The sequence below is a fragment of the Nocardioides sp. P4_G10 genome, assembly GCF_056401175.1.
The window spans coordinates 24,356-45,919 of sequence record NZ_JBFUJV010000010.1; the positions used below are offsets into that span (position 1 = coordinate 24,356).

The following is a 21,564-nucleotide window of genomic DNA, read 5'->3' on the forward strand; positions in this document are numbered from 1 at the left end:
CGTGAACCGCTTGGCCCTTGACGACCACGGGTCGTCGCAGGATCCTGCGAACGTGGCTGGTTGCGCTCGGAGCACCCGGTTGCGACATACGCAACAATTGCCCGAGGTGGTGTGATGCCAGAGCTGTACGTCGACGGAGCGTGGACGAGCGCTGTCGCGGGTGGTCGACGCGAGATCCGGTGCCCCGCGGACGGCTCGCTGGTGGCCGAGGTCGACGAGGCCGGGGCGGAGGACACCGACGCCGCGATCGCCGCGGCGCACCAGGCGTTCCACGACGGCGACTGGCCGACCACGTCCGGTCGTGATCGCGGCGACCTGCTCCTGCGCCTGGCCGACCTCCTCGAGCGCGACGCCGACGACGTGGCCCGCATGGAGTCGCTCGACACCGGCAAGCGCTTCGTCGAGAGCCAGTACGACGTCGCCGACGTCGTCTCGGTCTTCCGCCACTACGGGCGGGTGGCTGCCGAGGACGCCGGCCGCGTCGTCGACACCGGGAACCCCGACGTGGTCAGCCGCATCGTCCACGAGCCGATCGGCGTGTGCGGACTCATCACGCCGTGGAACTACCCGCTCCTCCAGGTCTCGTGGAAGGTCGCGCCCTGCCTCGCGGCGGGCAACACCTTCGTCCTCAAGCCCAGCGAGCTGACGCCGCACTCCGCGATCCACCTGATGCGCCTCCTGGAGGAGGCCGGCCTGCCCGCGGGCGTCGGCAACCTCGTGCTGGGGGCCGGCGCGAGCGCGGGCGCCTCGCTCTCCTCGGACCCGCGCGTCGACCTGGTCTCGTTCACCGGCGGGCTGGAGACGGGCCGGGCGATCATGGCGACCGCCGCGGCGACGGTGAAGAAGGTGGCCCTGGAGCTGGGCGGCAAGAACCCCAACATCGTCTTCGCGGACGCCGACCTCGAGGTCGCCCTCGACTTCGCGCTGACCGCGGTCTTCCTGCACTCCGGCCAGGTGTGCTCCGCGGGCGCCCGGCTGCTGGTCGAGGAGTCGATCCACGACTCCTTCGTCGACACCCTCGTCGAGCGGGCGGGCGCGATCCGTTTGGGCGGCCCCTTCGACGACAAGGCCGAGACCGGCCCGCTGACCAGTGCCGCCCACCGCGACAAGGTGGAGGCGTACGTCGCCCGCGGGCTCGCCGAGGGAGCGGTGCTGCGGCTCGGGGGAGCGCGCCCCGACGACCCCGCCCTGAGTGACGGCTTCTACTACCTCCCGACGATCCTCGACGCCTGCACGACCGGCATGGCGGTCACCCAGGACGAGTCCTTCGGCCCGGTGCTGACCGTGGAGACGTTCCGCGACGAGGACGAGGCGGTGCGCATCGCCAACGACTCGATCTACGGCCTGGCCGGGGCCGTCTGGACCCAGGACGCCGGCCGGGCGCAGCGCGTGGCCGGGCGGCTGCGCATGGGGACGGTGTGGATCAACGACTACCACCCGTACGTCCCCCAGGCCGAGTGGGGCGGCTACAAGCAGTCCGGCACCGGGCGCGAGCTCGGGCAGGCCGGCCTCGACGAGTACCGCGAGACCAAGCACGTGTGGCACAACATCCGCCCCGTGCCGCAGCGCTGGTTCGGCGGATAGGGGCGACGACCATGGGAGCGGACCGGTACGACGTCGTCATCGTGGGAGGTGGCTCGGCCGGGTGCGCGCTCGCCAACCGGCTCTCCGCCGATCCCTCCACCTCGGTGCTGGTGCTGGAGGCGGGACGCACCGACCGGTTCGACCCGCTGATCCACGCCCCGGCGGCCCTGCCGTTCCCGATCGGCAACCCGCTCTACGACTGGAAGTACGAGAGCGAGCCGGAGCCGGCGATGGACGGTCGCCGGATCTACCACGCCCGCGGCAAGGTGCTCGGCGGGTCGTCCTCGATCAACGGGATGATCTTCCAGCGCGGCAACCCGATGGACTACGAACGATGGGCCCGCGAGCCCGGCATGGAGTCCTGGGACTACCGGCACTGCCTGCCCTACTTCAAGCGGATGGAGTCGCTCGTCCTGCCCGACGGGCAGGTCGGGGCCGACGCGTGGCGCGGCGGGTCGGGGCCGCTGAAGCTGGAGCGGAGCCCGGCCACCAACCCGCTCTTCAGTGCGTTCTTCGAGGCGGCCCAGCAGGCCGGCTACCCCTTGACCGACGACGTCAACGGCTACCGCCAGGAGGGCTTCGGGCGCTTCGACCGCAACATCGTCAAGGGCGTGCGGATGTCCGCGGCCCGCGCCTACCTGCACCCGGTGATGAAGCGCAAGAACCTCACCGTCGAGACGTTCGCCCACGCCACGCGGATCCGCTTCGAGGGCCGCCGGGCCGTCGGCGTCGACTACCTCCGCGCCGGCCGACGGCACGAGCAGGTCCGGGCGGGCGAGGTCATCCTCTGTGGCGGCGCGATCAACTCCCCGCAGCTGCTGCAGCTGTCGGGCGTCGGCAACCCCGAGCACCTCCGCCCGCTCGGGGTGGAGATGGTCCACGACCTTCCCGGCGTGGGGGAGAACCTGCAGGACCACCTCGAGGTCTACATCCAGTACTCCTCGCTGATGCCCGTCTCCATCGTGGAGGGCCTCAAGTGGCGCAACCGCCCGCTCGTCGGGCTCGAGTGGCTGTTCAAGCGGACCGGGACGGCCGCGTCCAACCACTTCGAGGGTGGCGGCTTCTGCCGGTCCAACGAGGATGTCGACTGGCCCAACCTGATGTTCCACTTCCTGCCCATCGCGATCCGCTACGACGGCTCGGCGCCGGCCGGGCAGGACAAGTACGCCCACGGCTACCAGGTCCACATCGGCCCGATGTACGCCGACACCCGCGGGTGGGTGCGCATCTCCYCCACGGACCCGCGGCAGAAGCCGAAGATGCTCTTCAACTACCTGTCCACCGACAACGACCGGCGCGAGTGGGTCGAGGCGGTGAGGGTGGCGCGCGACATCCTCAACCAGCCCGCCTTCGCGCCGTTCAACGGCGGCGAGCTCTCGCCCGGGCCGGTGGTGGGGACCGACGAGGAGATCCTCGACTGGGTGCGCAAGGACGCCGAGACCGCGCTCCACCCCTCGTGCACCGCGAAGATGGGCACCGACGACATGTCGGTCACCGACCCCACCAGCATGCGCGTGCACGGCACCGAGGGCCTGAGGGTCGTCGACGCCAGCGTCTTCCCCTTCGTCACCAACGGCAACATCTACGCCCCCGTGATGATGGTCGCCGAGAAGGCGGCCGACCTGATCGCGGGCAACACGCCGCTGCCGCCCGCCGACGTCCCGTACTACCGCCACCGTGACGGCGTGCCGCTGTACCCGCCCGGCGATCCCCGCAACGACCAGGAGCAGCCATGAGCACCACGACCGACCGGGCGACCGGAACCAGCGCGGCCAGCGACGAGTCGGCGCTCTCGGTGCGCAACCTCTGGAAGATCTTCGGCAAGGGCGCGGACTCCATCATCGGCACGGCTGACGCCGACCTGTCGCGCGCCGACCTCAAGGCCAAGACGGGATGCGTCGTCGGGGTCAAGGACGTGTCCTTCGACGTCGCCCCGGGCGAGGTGTTCGTGGTCATGGGCCTCTCCGGGTCCGGCAAGTCGACGCTGGTGCGCCTGCTGACGCGACTCATCGAGCCGACGAGCGGCTCGGTGTCGCTCAACGGCATGGACGTCACGTCCGCCTCTCCTGGTCAGCTGCGCGACGTCCGCCGCAACCAGGTGTCGATGGTCTTCCAGCACTTCGGCCTGCTGCCCCACCGCCAGGTGATCGACAACGTCGCCTACGGCCTCGAGGTGCGCGGCGTCGCCAAGAAGGACCGCCGCGCGAAGGCCGGCGAGATCGTCGACCTCGTCGGCCTGACCGGCTACGAGAAGTCCTATCCCGACCAGCTCTCCGGCGGCATGCAGCAGCGGGTCGGCCTGGCCCGGGCCCTGGCGGGCGACCCGGAGATGCTGCTCTTCGACGAGCCGTTCTCCGCGCTCGACCCGCTCATCCGGCGCGACATGCAGAACGAGGTCATCCGCCTGCACCGCGAGCTCGGCAAGACGATGGTGTTCATCACCCACGACCTCGCCGAGGCGCTCAAGCTCGGTGACCGGATCCTCATCATGCGCGACGGCGCCATCGTCCAGATCGGCTCGCCCGACGAGGTCGTCGCGCGGCCGGCCGACGACTACGTCAAGGACTTCGTCTCCGAGGTGCCCAAGTCGCACGTGCTGACCCTGAAGTGGGTGATGCGCGAGCCGCGGCCAGGTGAGTCCCTCGAGGGCCCTGCGCTGCCGATCACCACCATCGTCCGGCAGGCCGCCCGGGCCGCCATCGCGTCGGAGCACCCGATCCGCGTGATGGACGGCGACCAGATGGTGGGCGTCGTCGACGAGGAGGACATCATGCGCGTGGTCGTCGCCGAGGAGGAGTCGTGACCGCCACCGCCCCGGCTCCCGCCGCCCGCAAGCCCGTCGAGCCCGGGGCCGAGCCGCCGCCCCCGGAGCGCGCGTCGGTCAGCCGCTGGATCCCGGCCGTCGTGATCGTCGCCGTCTGGATCGTCGTCTACTTCCTCACCGAGGGCACCGACACCCTGGCCCTGCCCGGCGTCGCGCGCACCGACCTGCACGACCGGCTCACCGAGTTCAACAACGACCTCCTCGCGAGTCGCGACACCAACCCGATCATGCAGTTCACCAACTCGATCTCCGACCTGTTGCGCAGTGTCTTCGAGTGGGTGCAGCGGATGGTCGTCGTGCCGAACCCGCCCCGCCCCGTGCCCGAGATCGGCTGGCTGGGCGTCGTGGCGATCGCGACGTACGTCGGCCTCGTGATCGCCAACTGGCGTATCGCGATCCTGGTCTGCCTCTCGTTCCTCTCCTTCGGCGTCCTCGGCTTCTGGCAGGACTCGCTCGACCTCCTCATCGTCACCGGCATCTCGGTGGCGATCGTGATCCTCCTCGGGATGCCGCTGGCGGTCCTGGTCGGCACCAGCGCGCGGGCCAACAAGGTGATCACCGTGATCCTCGACCTGATGCAGACGATGCCGACGTTCGTCTACCTCCTGCCGGTCGTGCTGTTCTTCGGCATCGGGGTGAGCGCGGCCGTCGTGAGCACGATGATCTACGCCCTCCCGCCGCTCGTCCGGATTGCCGGCTTCGGGATCCGGGAGGTCCCGACGACCACGATCGAGGCCACCGACTCGGCTGGCCAGACCTACTGGCAGCGGTTGTTCAAGGTGCAGCTGCCGATGGCCCGCAAGACCATCATCGTGGGCCTCAACCAGACCACGCTGGCGGCGCTGTCGATGGCCACCCTGGCGGCCTTCGTCAACGGCCCGGGTCTCGGCAAGCCCGTCCTGGCCGGCCTGCGGATCAACGACGTCGGGGCTGCGTTCGTCCCGGGCGTCCTGATCGTGGTCATGGCCGTCATGCTCGACCGGACGACGACGGCGGCCAGCGAGCGGTCCGAGAAGGTGGCCCGCGGCGGCGGCGGCAACGTCCGGCAGCGGCGCATCCTCCTCGCTGCTGGCGGCGTCGGCACCCTCGTCGCCGTCTACCTCTCGCGCACCTACATCGGGCTCGCCGAGTTCCCCGTCTACACGATCGGCGACAAGCTGGCCACCGTCGTCAACGACGTCATGGACTGGGTCACCAGCACCTTCGGCGGGGTCACCGGCGCGTTCAAGGACTACGTGACCGAGTGGCTGCTCAACCCGATGCAGTCACTCCTGGCGGAGTCGCCGTGGTACGTCTCCTTCGTCGGGATCGCCGCGCTCGCGTTGGTCTTCGGCGGTGCCCGGGCGTTCGTGTCCGCCCTCGTGTGCCTGACCGGCATCTGGTTCTTCGACCTGTGGCACGACGCCATGATCACCCTCACCATGACGCTGGTCGCCACCGTGCTGGTGATGATCCTGGCCCTGGTCTTCGGGGTCTGGATGGCCCGCGACCGCAAGGTCGACCTCGGCATCAGACCCCTGCTCGACGCAGGGCAGACGATCCCGCCGTTCGTCTACCTGATCCCGGTGCTCGCCCTCTTCGGACCGTCCCGCTTCACCGCGATCGTCGCGGGCGTCGTGTACGCCGCACCCGCCGCGATCAAGCTGGTGGCCGACGGCGTCAAGGGGGTCTCTCCGACCACCATCGAGGCGGGCCGCTCGACCGGCCAGACGACGTGGCAGGAGATCAGCAAGGTCCAGCTGCCGATGGCCAAGGGCTCACTCGTCCTCGCCACCAACCAGGGCCTGCTCTACGTGCTGTCCATGACCGTGATCGGCGGCCTCGTCGGCGCCGGCGCGCTCGGCTACGACGTCGTCTACGGCTTCTCGCGCAGCGAGGCGTGGGGCAAGGGCCTGGCCGCGGGCATCACCATCGTGCTGCTCGGTGTGATGCTCGACCGGATCACCCGGGCTGCTGCCGACGTACGTCGTGACGACGGGGCCGGGCCGCGGCGGGCGTTCCACACGCGACTGCCCATCGGCTTCCCCGGCGACCGGAAGGTCGTCGAGACCTGACGCCCGCGAATCGGAGACCCCAACGATGTGCCGATCCATCACCAGATGAGGAGAACCACCATGAGAACTGCCCGCAGCCGGGCTGCGCGACTCGGGGCAGTAGCCGCCGTCGCCACGCTCGCCCTCTCCGCCTGCGGCGGAGGTTCGATCGACGAGCAGACCAAGGCCAACGAGTCGCAGGCCGCCGAGGGTGGTGGCGAGTGCGGTGACCTCAGCATGGCCGTGAACCCGTGGGTCGGCTACGAGGCCAGCGCCTACGTCGTCGGCACGGTCGCCGAGCAGGAGCTCGGCTGCTCGGTCGAGTACAAGGAGCTCAAGGAGGACGTCTCGTGGCAGGGCTTCGGCACGGGGGAGGTCGACGTCGTCATCGAGGACTGGGGTCACCCCGACCTTGAGAAGAAGTTCTTCGCCGAGCAGGGCGACGGGACCGCGACGGACTTCGGCCCGCAGGGCAACGTCGGCATCATCGGATGGTTCGTCCCGCCGTGGCTCGCCGAGGAGCACCCGGACATCCTCGACTACAAGAACCTCAACAAGTACGCCCAGGAGTTCGCGACGTCGGAGTCCGGCGGCCAGGGCCAGTTCCTTGGCGCCGACCCGTCCTACGTGCAGTTCGACGAGGCGATCGTGAGCAACCTCGACCTGGACTTCAAGGTCGTCTTCTCCGGGTCGGAAGCCGCCTCGATCGAGGCGTTCCGCAAGGCCGAGGAGAACAAGGAGTGGGTCATCGGCTACTGGTACGAGCCGCAGTACTTCAACGCCGAGGTGGCGATGCAGCGCGTCGCCCTCCCGCCGTACGAGGACGGCTGCCAGGACGACCCGCAGACGGTCGCCTGCGACTACCCGGAGACCGAGCTGAAGAAGATCGTCAGCACCGAGTGGTCCGAGGGCGACTCCACCGCCGTCGACCTGGTGCAGAACTTCACCTGGACCAACGAGGACCAGAACGTCGTGGCCGGCTACATCGCGTCCGACGGCATGTCCCCCGAGGACGCGGCCGCCAAGTGGGTCGACGAGAACCAGGACAAGGTGGACGCCTGGCTCGGCTGACGCTGTTCGGTGGCCCTCCTCCGTGCGACCCTTGACAGTCGCTTGGGGGAGGGTCATCGTACGTTCGTTGCAGGTCACGCACTAGGTTGCGCAAGACGCAACCGGATGGGTAGGCGACATGGCTCTCCGGGAACCGGTCGATCAGTCCCTGGTCCCACCGCACGGGGAGGGTCGCGACCTCTCCCTCGACAAGGTGACGTTCGGCGTCGCGGCGGCCCTCGCGATCGCCTTCCTCGTCTGGGGGGTCGTCGACTCCGAGGGGATGGGCACGACCACCGGCGAGCTGCTCGGGTGGCTGGAGACCACGTTCGGCTGGCTGTTCATCCTGGTCAGTGCGTCGTTCCTGCTCTTCTCCGCCTACCTCGCGGTGAGCCGCTACGGCAACATCCGGCTCGGTCCCGACGACTCCGAGCCGGAGTTCTCGACGTTCTCCTGGGTCTCGATGATGTTCGCGACGGGCATGGGCATCGGCCTGATGTTCTGGGGCGTCGCCGAGCCGCTGACCTACCTCACCGCGACCGACGCCTCGAGCATCCCGCCGGGCCGCGGCGACCCGTCGACCCCCGACAGCGCCCGGGTCGCCATGGAGTACGCCTTCTTCCACTGGGGCTTCCACCCGTGGGCCATGTATGCCGTGATCGGGCTCGCGATCGGCTACTTCGCCTACCGCAAGGGCACCGGCAACCTGGTCTCGGGCGCGTTCGGCCCCCTCCTCGGGCGCCGCGCGACGGAGGGCACGGGCAAGGCGATCGACGTCATCGCGATCTTCGCGACGCTCTTCGGCTCCGCCACCTCCCTGGGCCTGGGCGCCCTCCAGATCACCGGCGGCCTCGACGACGTGTTCGCCACCGGTGAGTCCAAGTGGCTGACCGTGGTGGTGATCGCGGTCCTGACCACCTGCTTCGTGCTCTCCGCCGTGACCGGCATCGAGAAGGGCGTGCAGTTCCTCTCCAACGCCAACGCCATCGCGGCCCTGCTCCTGGTCTTCTTCCTCTTCGTCGTCGGCCCGACGGTCTTCATCCTCAGCACCTTCACCGAGTCGCTGGGCGGCTACCTGACGCACCTGCCGACGATGGCGTTCCGCACCGGGGCCTTCGGTGGTAGCGAGTTCCTCGACACCTGGACGATCTTCTACTGGGCCTGGTGGATCTCCTGGACGCCCTTCGTCGGGATGTTCATCGCACGCATCTCCAAGGGACGCACCATCCGGCAGTTCGTCGTCTACGTGATCCTGGTGCCGAGCGTGGTGTCGTTCGTCTGGTTCTCGATCCTGGCCGGCTCGGCGTTCGACCTGCAGCTCTCCGGCGCCAAGGACCTGGGCGCCGTGCTCGCGAACGAGGGCACCGAGAGTGCCCTCTTCGCCACGCTGCGGGAGTACCCGCTGTCGAGCATCACGGTCGTGCTGGCGGTGTTCCTCGTCGCGATCTTCTTCATCACCGGCGCCGACTCGGCCTCGATCGTCATGGGGATGCTGAGCCAGCACGGTGAGGAGCACCCGATGCGCTGGCTGGTCATCTTCTGGGGCGTCGCCCAGGGAGCGGTGGCCGGGGTGCTGCTGTTCTCCGGAGGGCTCGGGGCGCTGCAGACACTGGTGATCATCGTGGCCGGGCCGTTCATGCTGGTCATCTGCGCCATGTGCGTGTCCCTGATGAAGGCGCTGCGCGAGGAGCCCTACGAGTCGACGCTCCCCTCGCGGGTGCGCAAGGCCGTGCTGCACGCCCAGAAGTACGACTCGGTGGAGAACCACTCGGTCGCCCTGGCCGCGCTCGGCGCGGACCCGGAGGAGGTCACCAGCACTCCCGAGGAGGACGCGAAGGCCTGAGGCCCGACCTCTGGCCCCGGACTGCCGTCCGCCGCCGTCCCGAGCACCCTTGACAGTGCTCCGGGGCGGCGGCGTACATTTCGTGCAATCGCGTATGACGCAACCTGTTGCGTGATGCGCAACCCGCTGCAGGAGAAGGCCCTCAGGAGACCCGTCATGGCAGACGTCCCCACGACCGCAGGTGTCGTCGTGATCGGTGCCGGCATCGTCGGCAACAGCCTCGTGCACCACCTCACCCGGCTCGGGTGGACCGACGTCGTGCAGATCGACAAGGGCGCGCTGCCCAACCCCGGTGGGTCGACGGGCCACGCGTCCAACTTCATCTTCACCGTCGACCACTCGCGCGAGATCACCGACCTGACGCTCGACTCGGTCGCGCAGTACCAGGAGATGGGCGTCTTCACGCAGTCCGGCGGCTTCGAGATCGCGCGCACCGAGGAGCGCATGGAGGAGCTGCGGCGCCGCATGTCGAGCGCCAAGGCCTGGGGGATCGAGTCCGAGCTCGTCAGCCCCGCCTTCGTGAAGGAGAAGGTGCCCTTCATCGAGGAGGACCAGTTCATCGGCGCGTTCTGGACGCCCGGTGTGGGCGTGGTCGACTCGCTCCGCGCCGGCACCATCATGCGCGAGCGGGCCCTTGCCACGGGCGAGCTCACCGTCGTACCGACCGTGGAGGTCACCGGCCTCGACACCGAGGAAGGCCCCCACGGCCGGCGCCGGATCACCCGGGTGCGGACGTCCGGCGGCGACATCGAGGCGAAGGTCGTCGTCATCGCGGCCGGCGTGTGGAGCCCGAAGCTCGGCGACATGGCCGGCATCAGCATCCCGCTGACGCCCGCGGTGCACCAGATGATCAGCGTGGGGCCCTGCCCGCAGCTGGCGGAGACGGAGGGGGAGATCTCCTTCCCGATCGTCCGCGACATGGACACCTTCTGCTACGAGCGCCAGCACGGCGCCGACATGGAGGTCGGCTCCTACGCCCACCGCGCGATCCTCCACGAGCCCGAGGACATCCCGTCGATCGAGCAGGCCAAGCTCTCGCCGACGGAGATGCCCTTCACCTCCGACGACTTCGACCCCCAGCTCGAGCAGGCCTACGAGCTGATGCCCGAGCTGCTGGGCGCCGAGGGCGCGGAGATGCGCTACGCCATCAACGGCCTGCTCTCGCTGACCTGCGACGGCAACCCGATCCTGGGTGAGAGCGAGGTCGCCGGGCTCTGGACGGCTTCGGCGGTCTGGATCAAGGAGGGTCCGGGTGTCGGCCGCGCTGTGGCCGAGTGGATGACCGACGGCCACTCCGAGATCGACCTGCACCACAGCGACATCGCGCGCTTCCACGAGCACCAGAAGCGCCGCGAGCACACCCGGCTGCGCACCACCGAGTCGTTCATCAAGACCTACGGCATCGTCCACCCGGGCGAGCAGTACGAGTCCGACCGCGACCAGCGACTCTCCCCGATGCACGACTCCCAGGCGAAGCTCGGCGCCGTCTTCTTCGAGACCGCCGGGTGGGAGCGCCCGTTCTGGTACGAGACCAACGCGTCCCTGCTCGAGACGTACGGCGACGCGGTGATGCCGCGTGAGCACGAGTGGGACTCCCGCTGGTGGAGCCCGATCATCAACGCCGAGCACCTCCGCATGCGAGAGGCGGCCGCGGTGATCGACCTGTCGGCGTTCTGCATCTTCGACATCAAGGGCCCAGAGGCGCTCGACGTGGTGCAGAAGACCTGTGTCGCCCAGTGCGACGTCGCGGTCGGCAAGGTCGTCTACACGCCCGTCCTGGACGCGAAGGGCGGCTTCCGCTCCGACCTCACGGTGATGCGGCTGGGCGACGAGCACTACCGGGTCGTCACCGGCGGCGCACACGGCATGGCCGACCGGGCCTGGTTCTCGGGGCACCTGCCCGAGTCCGGTTCCACGACGCTCACCGACCTCACCGACGACGTGTCCACCATCGGCATCTGGGGACCGCGGGCACGTGACATCGTCTCCTCGCTGACCTCCGACGACGTCTCCGACGCCGGGTTCGGCTTCCTCTCCTGCCGGGAGATCGAGCTCGCCGGCACGTCCGTCCTCGCCTCCCGCATCTCCTACGTCGGCGAGCTGGGCTGGGAGCTCTACGTCCCGATGGAGCACGCCGCCGGGCTGTGGGAGGCACTGCTCGAGGCGGGCGCGCCCCACGGTGCGGTGCCTGCCGGCATCGGCGTCTACGGCACGACGGGCCGCATCGAGAAGGGCTACCGGGCCTACGGCGCCGAGCTCGACAGCGAGCGCACCATCATCGAGGCCGGCATGCAGCGGCCCAAGGTCAAGGCGGCCGACTTCGTGGGCAAGGAGGCCTACCTCGCGCAGCGGGAGACGGCTCCCAGCACGGTGCTGTGCACGCTCACGGTCGACGACCACACGTCCGCCTCCGGCACCCAGCGCTACATGCTCGGCGGGGAGCCGATCCTGACGCGCGACGGCGGCACGCTCACCGACGGCCACGGGCACCACCCCTACGTCACCAGCGCCGGGTCCGCGCCGTCGCTCGGCAAGCACGTGCTGCTCGCCTACCTGCCGCCCGACCAGGCCGTCATCGGCAACCAGCTCGCCGTCTCCTACATGGAGGAGCTCTACCCGGTCACCGTCGGCTCGGTCGACGCCACCCCGCTCCTCGACCCGACCAACGAGAGAATTCGTTGATCACCCCACGACGTTCTTCGTCTCCCCCGCTTCGCTCCTCCGTCGAACAACGCCGCGGGGACCCCGATCCCTCCCAAGAGGTGTCCATATGAGTGTCCACCCGCTGGTCTGCGTCAAGCGCGTCGTCGACGCGACGAGCGAGGTCGTCCTCACCGAGGACGCCCAGGGCGTCGACGGGCGCTACGCCGGCTTCACGACGAGCGCGCACGAGGAGTGCGCGGTCGAGCTCGCGGTCCGCATCGCCGCCGACGGAGGCGCCGCGACCGTCGTGACGCTGGGCGACGACGACGCCGTCGAGCAGCTCCGAGCCGCGCTCGCCGTGGGCTGCGCCGCGGCCACCCACGTGGTGGCCGACCCACAGTCGTTCGGGCCCGCCGACGTCGCCCGCGAGATCGCCGCCGTCGTCCGCGACCACGAGGCGGCGGGCACGCCCCACGAGCTCGTGCTGCTCGGCAACGACGCGGCCGACACCGGCGACTTCCAGGTCGGCATCCGCCTCGCCTACGAGCTCGGCTGGCCCGTCGTCAACGGCGTCAGCACGGTCTCGGTCGCCGACGGCGAGGTGACGGCGACCGGGTCCGGCCCCGACGGCCACGAGACCTTCCGCCTGCCCCTGCCTGCGGTGGTCACGGTCCTCGAGGGCGGTGTCGAGCCCCGCTACCCCAGCGTCCCCGGCCGGATGAAGGCCAAGAAGGCGCCGATCGAGGAGCGTCGGCCCACGGCCGACCCGGTCGGACCGTCCCGCGTCCGACTGGTGCTGCCCCCTCCCTCCCCGTCGACCGTGCAGGTACTGGGCGAGGGCCCGGCGAGCGCACCCGCGGTCGTCGACCTCTTCGAGCAGCTGGGGGTGCTCGCCCGATGATCATCGTCCTGGTCGAGGTCACGCCGACAGGTGAGGTCGTGGAGACCTCCCGCGAGGCGATGACCTTCGCGCGCGACCTCGCCGCCGCCGGGGGCGGTGTGCCCATCGACGCGGTCGTCGTCGGCCACCCCGACGACGCGCTGGTCGGCACCCTGGCGTCGTACGGCGCCCGCCGCGTGCACGCCCTCACCGGTGCGGCCTACGACTCGTTCTCCGGCGCCGCGTGGGCGGCCGGGCTGATGGCCGTGCGCGAGCGCGCGGGTGCGGTCGTCGTCACCGCCGCCGGCACCCCGCGCGGCAACGAGGTACTGGCCCACGTCGCGGCCCGGTCCGCGCTGCCGATGGCCGCCAACGTCGTGTCGTTCAGCAGCCTGTCGCCGTTCACGGTGACCCGCCAGGTCGTCGGCGGCGCCGCGCTCGAGGAGATGAGCCTGTCCCAGAGGCCGGCGATCTTCACCCTGGCCGGCCACGCGGTGGAGGCCACCCCCGCCGCCACCGCGGGTGCCGGTGAGCTGGTCGTCGAGACACCCGACGTCGCCGACGCCGACCTGCTGGCCCGGGTCGTCTCCACCGAGGAGCCGGAGCCCGACCTCTCGGGCACCCTGAAGTCGGCCCGCGTCGTCGTCGGCGCCGGTCGCGGTGCCGGGTCGGCGGAGGGCTTCGACGACCTCCTCGAGCTCGCCGAGCTGCTCGACGCCCCGCTGGGCGTCTCCCGCGTGGTGACCTCCCTGGGCTGGCGGCCCCACCACGAGCAGGTGGGACAGACCGGCAGCCGGATCTCGCCGGACCTCTACATCCCCTGCGGCATCAGCGGTGCGATCCAGCACTGGGCCGGGTGCAGCAGCGCCAAGGTCATCCTCGCCATCAACACCGACCCCGACGCCCCGATGGTCACCAAGGCCACCCACGCCGTGATCGGCGACCTCCACGAGATCATCCCGGCGGTCAACGCCGAGATCCGCCGCCGCCGCGCCTGAGGGCGCGGGTGACGGCCGCCCGGGTGCCCTGCACGCACGTTCGGGGGCCCACATGGCGGCGGCCCATTCCTCACTCCTGAGGGATGGCGCGCTCCTACACTCGCTCCGTGCACCTTGACGACTACCTGACCACTGACGCGACCGGCCTGGCAGCCCTGGTTGCCGACAAGCAGGTCACTCCGGCTGAGCTGCTGGCCCTGGCACGCCAGCGTGCCGACCAGGTGAACCCGAGGATCAACGCGATCGTCAGGATGCTGGACGATGTGGCCGATGCTCGGGTCGCCGAGCCGCTGAGCGGCCCCTTCGCGGGCGTGCCCTTCCTCGTGAAGGATCTCGCGCAGGAGTACGCCGGGTTCCCCACCACCAACGGCTCGCACGCGCTGGTGGACGACGTGGCCGATGAGCATGCACTCGTCACGCAGCGCTTCCTCGACGCCGGACTCGTTGTCTTCGGCAAGACCAACACCCCTGAGTTCGGAGCGAAGGGCATCACGGAGGACGATCTGCTGGGACGGGCCCGCAATCCGTGGAACCTGGCCCACACTCCGGGCGGCTCGTCCGGTGGCTCGGGCGCCGCGGTCGCCGCGGGCATCGTCCCGGCGGCCGGCGCCAACGACGGCGGCGGGTCGGTCCGCATCCCCGCGGCCTGCAACGGCCTGGTCGGGTTGAAGCTCAGCCGTGGCCTCACGCCCTACGGTCCCCAGGGCACCGAGACCATGTTCGGGATGGTCACCCAGGGCGTGGTCTCCCGCAGCGTCCGGGACAGCGCCGCACTGCTCGATGCGATCGTCGGCGCGCCGACCCGCTACGCGGCGTACGCCGCTGCGACCCCCGATCGGTTCCTTCCGGGGCTCGACCGCCCGCCCGCGCGTCTGCGGATCGGTTTCACGGTCTCCTCGGCCATCAACCCCAGTCCAGACCCCGAGGCGGTCGCCGCCGTCGAGGGTGCCGCTCGCCTGGTCGCCGAGCTCGGCCACGAGGTCGAGGAAGTCGACGCGCCGCACGACGACGACGCCCTGGCCCGTGACTTCCTGAGCATCTGGTTCGCCCAGCTCCACGGTCAGATCAGCCAGATCAAGCACAGACTCGGCTCGCCCGACAGCGCCTTCGCTGCCGACTCGCTCGCGGCAGCCGAGATCGGCCGCGCCGCCGGCGTCGGGGCGCTCTTCGCCGCGCTGGAGAACGTCAACCGGCACGTCCGCGCGCTCGACGACTTCCACCAGCGCTACGACCTGCTGCTCACCCCGACCTTGGCGAAGCCGCCGCTGGAGGTGGGCTCGGTTGATACCCCGCCGTTGCTGCAGCGGGCCTCGCGGATCATCGCGAAGGTGCACGCCGGCAAGCTCCTCAACGCGACCGGCATCCTCGACCAGCTCATCACCGACAACCTGGGCTGGGTGCCCTACACCCAGCTGGCCAACCTCACCGGTCGCCCCGCGATCTCCGTGCCTCTGCACTGGACCGCCACCGGCCTGCCCCTGGGCGTGCAGTTCGTCGGCTCCCTTGCCTCGGACGGTCTCCTGCTGCGGCTCGCCGCGCAGCTGGAGCAGGCACAGCCATGGTTCCACCGGTACGCCGATCTCGACCAGGCGCTCACCGCCTAGCGCGCGGATCCGCGCGGATCCGCGCGGCCGCGGGTCAGCGCAAGAGCGGCTGATTGACGCGTAGCGGGTGAGGGTGTCTATTGGTGGGGCCGGCTCAGCGGCCCGATGCCAGGGAGCAGACGATGACTGCAGCCACCTACCTCGACGGCAACTTTGCGCCGGTGGCCACTGAGTTGACCGCAACGGATCTCGACGTCACTGGCGCGGTGCCAGCGGCTCTGGCGGGCAGGTACATCCGCACCGGACCCAACCCGTTCGCAGCCGACGCTGAGACGTACCACTGGTTCGCGGGCGACGGGATGGTGCACGGCGTCGACCTGCACGGCGGCCGGGCACGCTGGTACCGCAACCGCTGGGTGCGCAGCCCGGAGGCCAGCGCGCACCTCGGTGAGTCCCCGGTGCCCCACGAGGACGGCGGGTGGTACCCCGGCTCGGGCAACACCAACGTGTTCGCCCACGCCGGCCGGATCCTGGCCGTGACCGAGGGGTCGCTGCCCTACGAGCTGACCTGTGACCTGGACACGGTCGCCACGCGCAACTTCGGCGGCCCTCTCCCTGCCGGCATCAACGCTCACCCCAAGTTCGACCCGAACACCGGCGAGATGCACGTGATGACCTACGGCTTCGACAACCCCGCGTTGCGTTATCACGTGATCGACTCGTCCGGGGAGCTCGCCAGCACCGTCGACATCGACCTTCCGGCCCCGGTGATGCTCCACGACATGGGCCTGACCGCCTCCCGGGTCGTGCTGCTCGACCTGCCTGTGCTCTTCGACCTGGAGCTCGCGCTCCAGGGTGTTTCCCTGCCCTTCCGCTGGCGCCCCGACAACGGGGCCCGGGTCGGGCTCCTGCCCCGGGCCGGCACGGGGACCGACGTCGTGTGGATCGACGTCGAGCCGTGCTTCGTCTACCACCCCCTCAACGCCTTCGACGACGGCGATCGGGTGGTCATCGACCTGGTGGTGCACGACCATGCCTTCGCCGAGGACGGCGAGCCCCTTTCCGATCGCCCCCGTCTGGAGCGCTGGACGATCGACCCGCAGGCACGCAACGTCCTCACCGAGACCATCGACGATCGCGGCACGGAGTTCCCACGCGCGGACGAACGACTCACGGGCCGCCGCCACCGCTACGGCTACACGATCGGCGCATCGTCGGTGCGCGACCTGGGCGCGCTGGGCGATGACCCCCGGACAGCTGTGCGCAAGCACGACCTCGTCGGCGGCACCACCGTCGAGGTCGACCTGGGCTCCGGCCGCATCGCCAGCGAGATGGTGTTCGTCCCGGCGGGCAGCGCGGCGGGCGAGGACGACGGTTGGCTCATGGGCTACGTGTACGACGCCGCGCGCGACGCCAGCGACCTGGTGATCATCGATGCCCACGACTTCAGACATCCGGTGGCCACGATCCATCTGCCGGCCCGGGTGCCGCAGGGATTCCACGGGAACTGGATCCCCGACTCCGCCCTCGCCTGAGCAACGAATGGGGATCCTGAACTGATGAGCGGTGAGCTGCCACGGCCCGTACGGGTCTTCACGCCGGCTGACCTGGCTCCAGCAGACCCGACGCCTGGCATGAACCGCGCCTTGGCATTCGAGCTGCCGCTGCTCTGGGCCGGCCAGGTCGAGACCGAGCCAGGAGCGGTGTCGGGCTGGCACCACCACGAGCGCAACGAGTCGAGCCTGTACATCGTGCGCGGCGTGCTGAGACTTGAGTTCGAGGGCCACGACGGCTACATCGATGCTGGCTCGGGCGACTTCGTGCACGTCCCTGCCTGGACCGTCCACCGTGAATCCAACCCCAGCCACGAGCCATCCTTCGCGGTGATCGCCCGGGTGGGCGGCGGCATCCCGACCGTCAACGTCGAAGGGCCCTCAGGGCGCTGACGCGCGACCGCGGCGGGGTGAGCCACCACCTCAGTCGTCGATGCGGAGAACGATCCGTCCCACGGGCTGGCCGGACATGAGGTGTCGCATCGCCTGCGGCGCCTGGCTCAAGGGATAGGTCCGGTCCACCACCACGCGCAGCTGGTCGCTCTCCATGAACCGCGCAAGCGTGTCCATCAGCTCCCTCTTGTCCGGTGGCGCGAACGACCCGCCGCGCAGCTGGGGGGACACCGCAGAGCGTGCCACGAGTCCGAGGAGGCGCGGGATGCTGCCCAGCCAGCGATGTCCCGTCGCTCCGAATGCGTCGTGCGCGATCAGGATGTAGCTGCCTCGCGGGTCCAGTGCGCGGCGCGTCGCCCGGAAGGAATGGTTCCCGGGCACGTCGAAGATGAGGTCCCACTGCTCGCCGCCACGTGTGAAGTCCTCGGCCGTGTAGTCGATGACTCGGTCCGCGCCGAGGGAGCGCACGAGCGTGAGCTTGCTCGAGTGATCGACACCCGTGACGTGCGCGCCATATGCCTTGGCGAGCTGCACGGCGATCGCGCCCACGCCTCCCGCGGCGCCGTTGACCAAGACCCTCGAACCCGTCGGTACCCGACGTTGGGGCAGGTTGTTCAGAGCGATGAGGCCGGCGGTCGGCACTGCCGCCGCCTCCTCGAAGCCGACGCTGGGTGGCTTGAGCGCCACCCCCACCTCGGGGGCCGTGGCGTACTCGGCGAACGCACCGCCGTTGCGCCACTGGACACCGCGAACAGTCTCCCCGAAGACCTCGTCACCTGGCTTGAACCGGGTCACCGCGCTGCCCACCGACTCCACCACCCCAGCGACGTCGGTCCCGGGCACAGGCTCACGGGGGCGTCTGACCCCGGAGCCCATGAGGCGGAGCACCGCGGGCCGGCCGGCTACGACGTGCCACACATCGGGATGGACAGAAGCCGCCCGGACTCGCACCAACACCTCGTCCGCGGCGGGCTCCGGCCGGGGGACCTCACTCACGGTGAGGTCGTCGACGGAGCCGTAGCGCTTCTGGACGACTGCTCTCATGCCCGGACCGTACTGGAGCGGCCCCACCTCGATGCGCGGAAGCCACACGTGGTCCCGCCCCCGAATGGGCTTGATCCTGCGCTAGCCGATGTCCGTCAGTCGGCGATCCGCTGCCTGGTGGTGGATCCGCCACCAACCCCAGGCCAGCCCGCCGATCGGGATCGGCAGCCAGAACGAGAAGAGTCGGTAGAGCAGCGTGCCGATGAGCGCGGTGTCGGCCGGGACGCCGACCAGGACCAGGAGCGCGGTCAGTCCCGCGTCGACGAAGCCCACACCACCGGGAGTGATCGGGATGATCGCGAATGCCTGCGCGACCACATATGCGAGCAGCACCTCGGAGGGACGCACGTGCGCCCCGAATGCCACCAGGGCGGCAACCAGAGCGGCGTAGTCCAACATGCGGTTCGCGGCCGCAGCGAACACGGCCGTCCACCAACGACCGCGAAACGCAGCGGCGACCCGCGCACGCTGCGCCAGGAGCCCGTCCGCAAGACCGCGCGGCGTCACAGACTTCCGAAAGACGTGGACCACACGTCCGGTGATCATGCCCGTCGCGGCCACGACTGATGGCCAGGTCAGCGCCGTGACCCCGATGGCGACGATGACTGCTGCCAGGATCAACGAGACCAGCAACCCCAGCTGCAGCTGCTTCGCCGGCGGCGGCCCGATGATCAGGGCCGGGATGGTGAGCACGGGCAGGATCAGCAGCACCGCTGTCCCCAGCAGGTTCGTGGCCGTGAGCCCCGACGCCACCGCTCCGGCTCGCTGCCCGGACTGGATGAGGACCTTGCCCTGGACGACTCCGCCGGTGGCGGCACCCCCCGGGACGACCTTGCTGGCGGCGTTGCCAGCGAGCTGGGCAGCCGCGGCTGTCCCCCAACCCAATCGAGGCGGCGCCTGGGCCTGTTGATCTGCCGCCCCGTCAGGGACCGGGTCACCGGGACTCGCCAGCGCGATCCGCGCCAGCCACCACAGACAAGCAAGGCTGCAGGCCTCGAGCACGGCGAGGATGACGAACCACGGCTCGTCGACGTCCGCGAGTCGGGGCCACGCCCCGAACATGGTCAACAGGCTCGGCGTCACGATGTACAGGCCGACGCCCGTGACAGCCAACCCGACTGCACGACCACCCCACCGACGAACCAGGCCCTTGCCGGTGATGCTCATGCTCATCCGCCTGCCGCCGAATCGCCCATCCGCGCCGAAACCCGCACCGTGCACGCCCAGTCTCCAGAACTGCGTGGAAATGGACAAGGAACACCGGCGAGTGGGACGGAACCCCCTCTCGCTCCCCGCATCCACGTTCAGTGACGACCGTCTCCTCCGCCCGTAACCTCCCGCGCCCTGCCGCGTTGTCCACCCCGTAAGCAGCGCGGGACGGGAGCCCGGCCAGGGCCACAGCCAGACGGCAGGGAGGGTGCACATGGGTGTCGAGATCCAGGTCAACGACCTCACCAAGTCCTTCGGCAAGCAGCTGATCTGGGGCGACGTGACCCTGACGATCCCTGCGGGCGAGATCTGCGTGATGCTCGGTCCGTCGGGCACGGGCAAGTCCGTCTTCCTCAAGACGCTCATCGGCCTGCTCAAGCCCGACAACGGCTCGATCCTCATCGAGGGCACCGACATCGCGAGCTGCTCCGAGCGCGACCTCTACGAGATCCGCAAGCTCTTCGGCGTGCTGTTCCAGGACGGCGCCATGTTCGGCTCGATGAACCTCTACGACAACGTCGCCTTCCCGCTGCGCGAGCACACCAGGAAGTCCGAGTCCGAGGTCCGGGCCATCGTGATGGAGAAGATGGACCTCGTCGGCCTCCTCGGCTCCGAGGACAAGCTGCCCGGCGAGATCTCCGGCGGCATGCGCAAGCGTGCCGGCCTGGCGCGGGCGCTGGTGCTCGACCCCGAGATCGTGCTCTTCGACGAGCCCGACTCTGGCCTCGACCCGGTGCGGACGGCGTTCCTCAACCAGCTCATCATCGACCTCAACGCGCAGATCGACGCCACCTTCCTCATCGTCACCCACGACGTGAACACGGCCCGGACGGTGCCCGACAACATCGGTCTCCTCTACCACCGCCACCTGGCGATGTTCGGCCCGCGCGAGCAGCTGCTGAGCTCGGAGGAGCCCGTCGTACGACAGTTCCTCAACGCCCAGCGCGTCGGCCCGATCGGCATGTCCGAGGAGAAGGACGCCGACGAGCTCGCGGCGGAGGAGGGTCAGGAGCTGCCCCCGCTGCCGCCCATCCCGCTCCAGCAGGAGCCGTCCAACGGCATCCCGCGCCGCAGCCAGCGCCCGGCAGGGGAGTGGTGCCGCGAGAACGGCGTGACCCCGCCGCCGGGATCCTTCGAGACCAGCAACGCCGGCCTGGCGCCGGGGGCCTGAGGCGGTCATGTCCACGTCGACGTCCTCGCGCGCCCTCGCACCGATCGGTGCCGCGGGCAACCTGTTCGCCTTCGCCCTCGACGTCGGTCGCGGGCTCTTCCGGCGCCCCTTCCAGCTGCGCGAGTTCATCCAGCAGGCGTGGTTCATCGCCTCGGTCACCATCGTTCCCACCGCCCTCGTCGCCATCCCCTTCGGCGCGGTCATCGCGCTCCAGGTCGGCGGCCTGATCAAGCAGTTCGGCGCGCAGTCGTTCACCGGCTCGGCGTCGGTGCTCGCGGTCATCCAGCAGGCGGCCCCCATCGGCACGGCACTGCTGATCGCCGGGGCCGGTGGCTCGGCGATCGCGGCCGACCTCGGCGCTCGCAAGATCCGCGAGGAGCTCGACGCGATGATGGTGCTGGGCATCGACCCGATCCAGCGCCTCGTCGTGCCCCGCGTGCTCGCGTGCATGCTCGTGGCGTTCTTCCTCAACGGCATGGTGAGCGTCGTCGGGGTGAGCGGCGGCTATGTCTTCAACGTCATCCTGCAGGACGGCACCCCCGGTGCGTACCTCGCGAGCTTCACCGCGCTGGCGCAGCTGCCGGACCTGTGGATCGGGCTGGTCAAGGCGCTCGTCTTCGGCCTGATCGCCGCGGTCGTGGCGTCCTACAAGGGGATGAACGCCAAGGGCGGGCCGAAGGGCGTCGGCGACGCCGTCAACGAGTCCGTGGTCATCACGTTCCTGCTGCTCTTCGTGGCCAACTTCGTCCTCAGCATGATCTACCTGCAGGTCGTGCCCCCGAAGGGCGGATGAGC

General features: G+C 70.0%; 16 protein-coding genes. 14 read left to right on the top strand and 2 right to left on the bottom strand.

The annotated features are described in order from the left end of the window. Positions 1-114: 114 nt before the first annotated feature. The 12 genes from AC1DP1_RS12190 (at position 115) to AC1DP1_RS12245 (ending at position 17,345) form a co-directional block, all read left to right on the top strand. Positions 115-1,584 carry an aldehyde dehydrogenase family protein gene (locus tag AC1DP1_RS12190; protein ID WP_477507071.1) on the top strand — a complete coding sequence of 490 codons (1,470 nt, stop codon included), beginning with the start codon at positions 115-117 and terminating at the stop codon, positions 1,582-1,584. Positions 1,585-1,595: 11 nt separating this feature from the next. Next, a complete protein-coding gene (gene betA, locus AC1DP1_RS12195) occupies positions 1,596-3,320 on the top strand; it encodes a choline dehydrogenase (RefSeq protein WP_477507072.1) in 1,725 nt (574 codons plus the stop codon). Next, positions 3,317-4,387: a quaternary amine ABC transporter ATP-binding protein gene (locus AC1DP1_RS12200; RefSeq protein ID WP_477507073.1), complete on the top strand. Its 1,071-nt coding sequence runs from the start codon at positions 3,317-3,319 to the stop codon at positions 4,385-4,387. The genes betA and AC1DP1_RS12200 overlap by 4 nt, the downstream gene beginning before the upstream one ends. Then, the gene (locus AC1DP1_RS12205; RefSeq protein WP_477507074.1) at positions 4,384-6,462 is read left to right on the top strand and encodes an ABC transporter permease; all 2,079 of its coding nucleotides are present in this window, start codon (positions 4,384-4,386) and stop codon (positions 6,460-6,462) included. The genes AC1DP1_RS12200 and AC1DP1_RS12205 overlap by 4 nt, the downstream gene beginning before the upstream one ends. Positions 6,463-6,522: 60 nt before the next feature. Next, positions 6,523-7,512 (top strand): ABC transporter substrate-binding protein, encoded by a 990-nt coding sequence (locus tag AC1DP1_RS12210; protein ID WP_477507075.1) that lies wholly within the window; start codon positions 6,523-6,525, stop codon positions 7,510-7,512. Between the two features lie 118 nt (positions 7,513-7,630). Beyond that, positions 7,631-9,334: a BCCT family transporter gene (locus AC1DP1_RS12215; protein ID WP_477507076.1), complete on the top strand. Its 1,704-nt coding sequence runs from the start codon at positions 7,631-7,633 to the stop codon at positions 9,332-9,334. A 156-nt stretch (positions 9,335-9,490) separates the two neighbouring features. Further along, positions 9,491-12,016, top strand: a complete 2,526-nt coding sequence (locus AC1DP1_RS12220; RefSeq protein WP_477507077.1) for a GcvT family protein — start codon at positions 9,491-9,493, stop codon at positions 12,014-12,016. 88 nt (positions 12,017-12,104) lie between these two features. Continuing rightward, positions 12,105-12,878: an electron transfer flavoprotein subunit beta/FixA family protein gene (locus AC1DP1_RS12225; RefSeq protein WP_477507078.1), complete on the top strand. Its 774-nt coding sequence runs from the start codon at positions 12,105-12,107 to the stop codon at positions 12,876-12,878. Next, positions 12,875-13,855 carry an electron transfer flavoprotein subunit alpha/FixB family protein gene (locus AC1DP1_RS12230; RefSeq protein WP_477507079.1) on the top strand — a complete coding sequence of 327 codons (981 nt, stop codon included), beginning with the start codon at positions 12,875-12,877 and terminating at the stop codon, positions 13,853-13,855. Before AC1DP1_RS12225 ends, AC1DP1_RS12230 begins: the two co-directional genes overlap by 4 nt. Positions 13,856-13,962: 107 nt before the next feature. Further along, positions 13,963-15,459 carry an amidase gene (locus AC1DP1_RS12235; RefSeq protein WP_477507080.1) on the top strand — a complete coding sequence of 499 codons (1,497 nt, stop codon included), beginning with the start codon at positions 13,963-13,965 and terminating at the stop codon, positions 15,457-15,459. 122 nt (positions 15,460-15,581) lie between these two features. After that, complete coding sequence (locus AC1DP1_RS12240) at positions 15,582-16,934, top strand: carotenoid oxygenase family protein (RefSeq protein ID WP_477507081.1); 1,353 nt, start codon at positions 15,582-15,584, stop codon at positions 16,932-16,934. A gap of 24 nt (positions 16,935-16,958) precedes the next feature. Beyond that, a complete protein-coding gene (locus AC1DP1_RS12245) occupies positions 16,959-17,345 on the top strand; it encodes a cupin domain-containing protein (RefSeq protein ID WP_477507082.1) in 387 nt (128 codons plus the stop codon). A 30-nt stretch (positions 17,346-17,375) separates the two neighbouring features. Here the strand turns inward: AC1DP1_RS12245 and AC1DP1_RS12250 are convergent, their stop codons facing one another. Together AC1DP1_RS12250 and AC1DP1_RS12255 are read right to left on the bottom strand one after the other, a co-directional pair. Then, complete coding sequence (locus AC1DP1_RS12250) at positions 17,376-18,389, bottom strand: NAD(P)-dependent alcohol dehydrogenase (RefSeq protein WP_477507083.1); 1,014 nt, start codon at positions 18,387-18,389, stop codon at positions 17,376-17,378. A gap of 81 nt (positions 18,390-18,470) precedes the next feature. Beyond that, positions 18,471-19,691, bottom strand: coding sequence for a lysylphosphatidylglycerol synthase transmembrane domain-containing protein (locus tag AC1DP1_RS12255; protein WP_477507084.1), 1,221 nt, complete (start codon positions 19,689-19,691; stop codon positions 18,471-18,473). Between the two features lie 121 nt (positions 19,692-19,812). Between AC1DP1_RS12255 and AC1DP1_RS12260 the strand changes: the two genes are divergently transcribed. Then, on the top strand, positions 19,813-20,769 hold the full coding sequence (locus AC1DP1_RS12260; RefSeq protein WP_477507085.1) for an ABC transporter ATP-binding protein: 957 nt from the start codon (positions 19,813-19,815) through the stop codon (positions 20,767-20,769). A 7-nt stretch (positions 20,770-20,776) separates the two neighbouring features. Beyond that, a complete protein-coding gene (locus tag AC1DP1_RS12265; protein ID WP_457185801.1) occupies positions 20,777-21,562 on the top strand; it encodes an MlaE family ABC transporter permease in 786 nt (261 codons plus the stop codon). Positions 21,563-21,564: the final 2 nt, after the last annotated feature.

Coding starts and splice junctions, on each gene's coding strand:
- AC1DP1_RS12225 (WP_477507078.1), top strand. CDS start 12,105: ATGAGTGTCCACCCGCTGGTCTGCGTCAAGCGCGTCGTCGACGCGACG.
- AC1DP1_RS12190 (WP_477507071.1), top strand. CDS start 115: ATGCCAGAGCTGTACGTCGACGGAGCGTGGACGAGCGCTGTCGCGGGT.
- AC1DP1_RS12240 (WP_477507081.1), top strand. CDS start 15,582: ATGACTGCAGCCACCTACCTCGACGGCAACTTTGCGCCGGTGGCCACT.
- AC1DP1_RS12260 (WP_477507085.1), top strand. CDS start 19,813: ATGGGTGTCGAGATCCAGGTCAACGACCTCACCAAGTCCTTCGGCAAG.
- AC1DP1_RS12230 (WP_477507079.1), top strand. CDS start 12,875: ATGATCATCGTCCTGGTCGAGGTCACGCCGACAGGTGAGGTCGTGGAG.
- AC1DP1_RS12220 (WP_477507077.1), top strand. CDS start 9,491: ATGGCAGACGTCCCCACGACCGCAGGTGTCGTCGTGATCGGTGCCGGC.
- AC1DP1_RS12210 (WP_477507075.1), top strand. CDS start 6,523: ATGAGAACTGCCCGCAGCCGGGCTGCGCGACTCGGGGCAGTAGCCGCC.
- AC1DP1_RS12200 (WP_477507073.1), top strand. CDS start 3,317: ATGAGCACCACGACCGACCGGGCGACCGGAACCAGCGCGGCCAGCGAC.
- AC1DP1_RS12265 (WP_457185801.1), top strand. CDS start 20,777: ATGTCCACGTCGACGTCCTCGCGCGCCCTCGCACCGATCGGTGCCGCG.
- AC1DP1_RS12215 (WP_477507076.1), top strand. CDS start 7,631: ATGGCTCTCCGGGAACCGGTCGATCAGTCCCTGGTCCCACCGCACGGG.
- AC1DP1_RS12245 (WP_477507082.1), top strand. CDS start 16,959: ATGAGCGGTGAGCTGCCACGGCCCGTACGGGTCTTCACGCCGGCTGAC.
- AC1DP1_RS12250 (WP_477507083.1), bottom strand. CDS start 18,389: ATGAGAGCAGTCGTCCAGAAGCGCTACGGCTCCGTCGACGACCTCACC.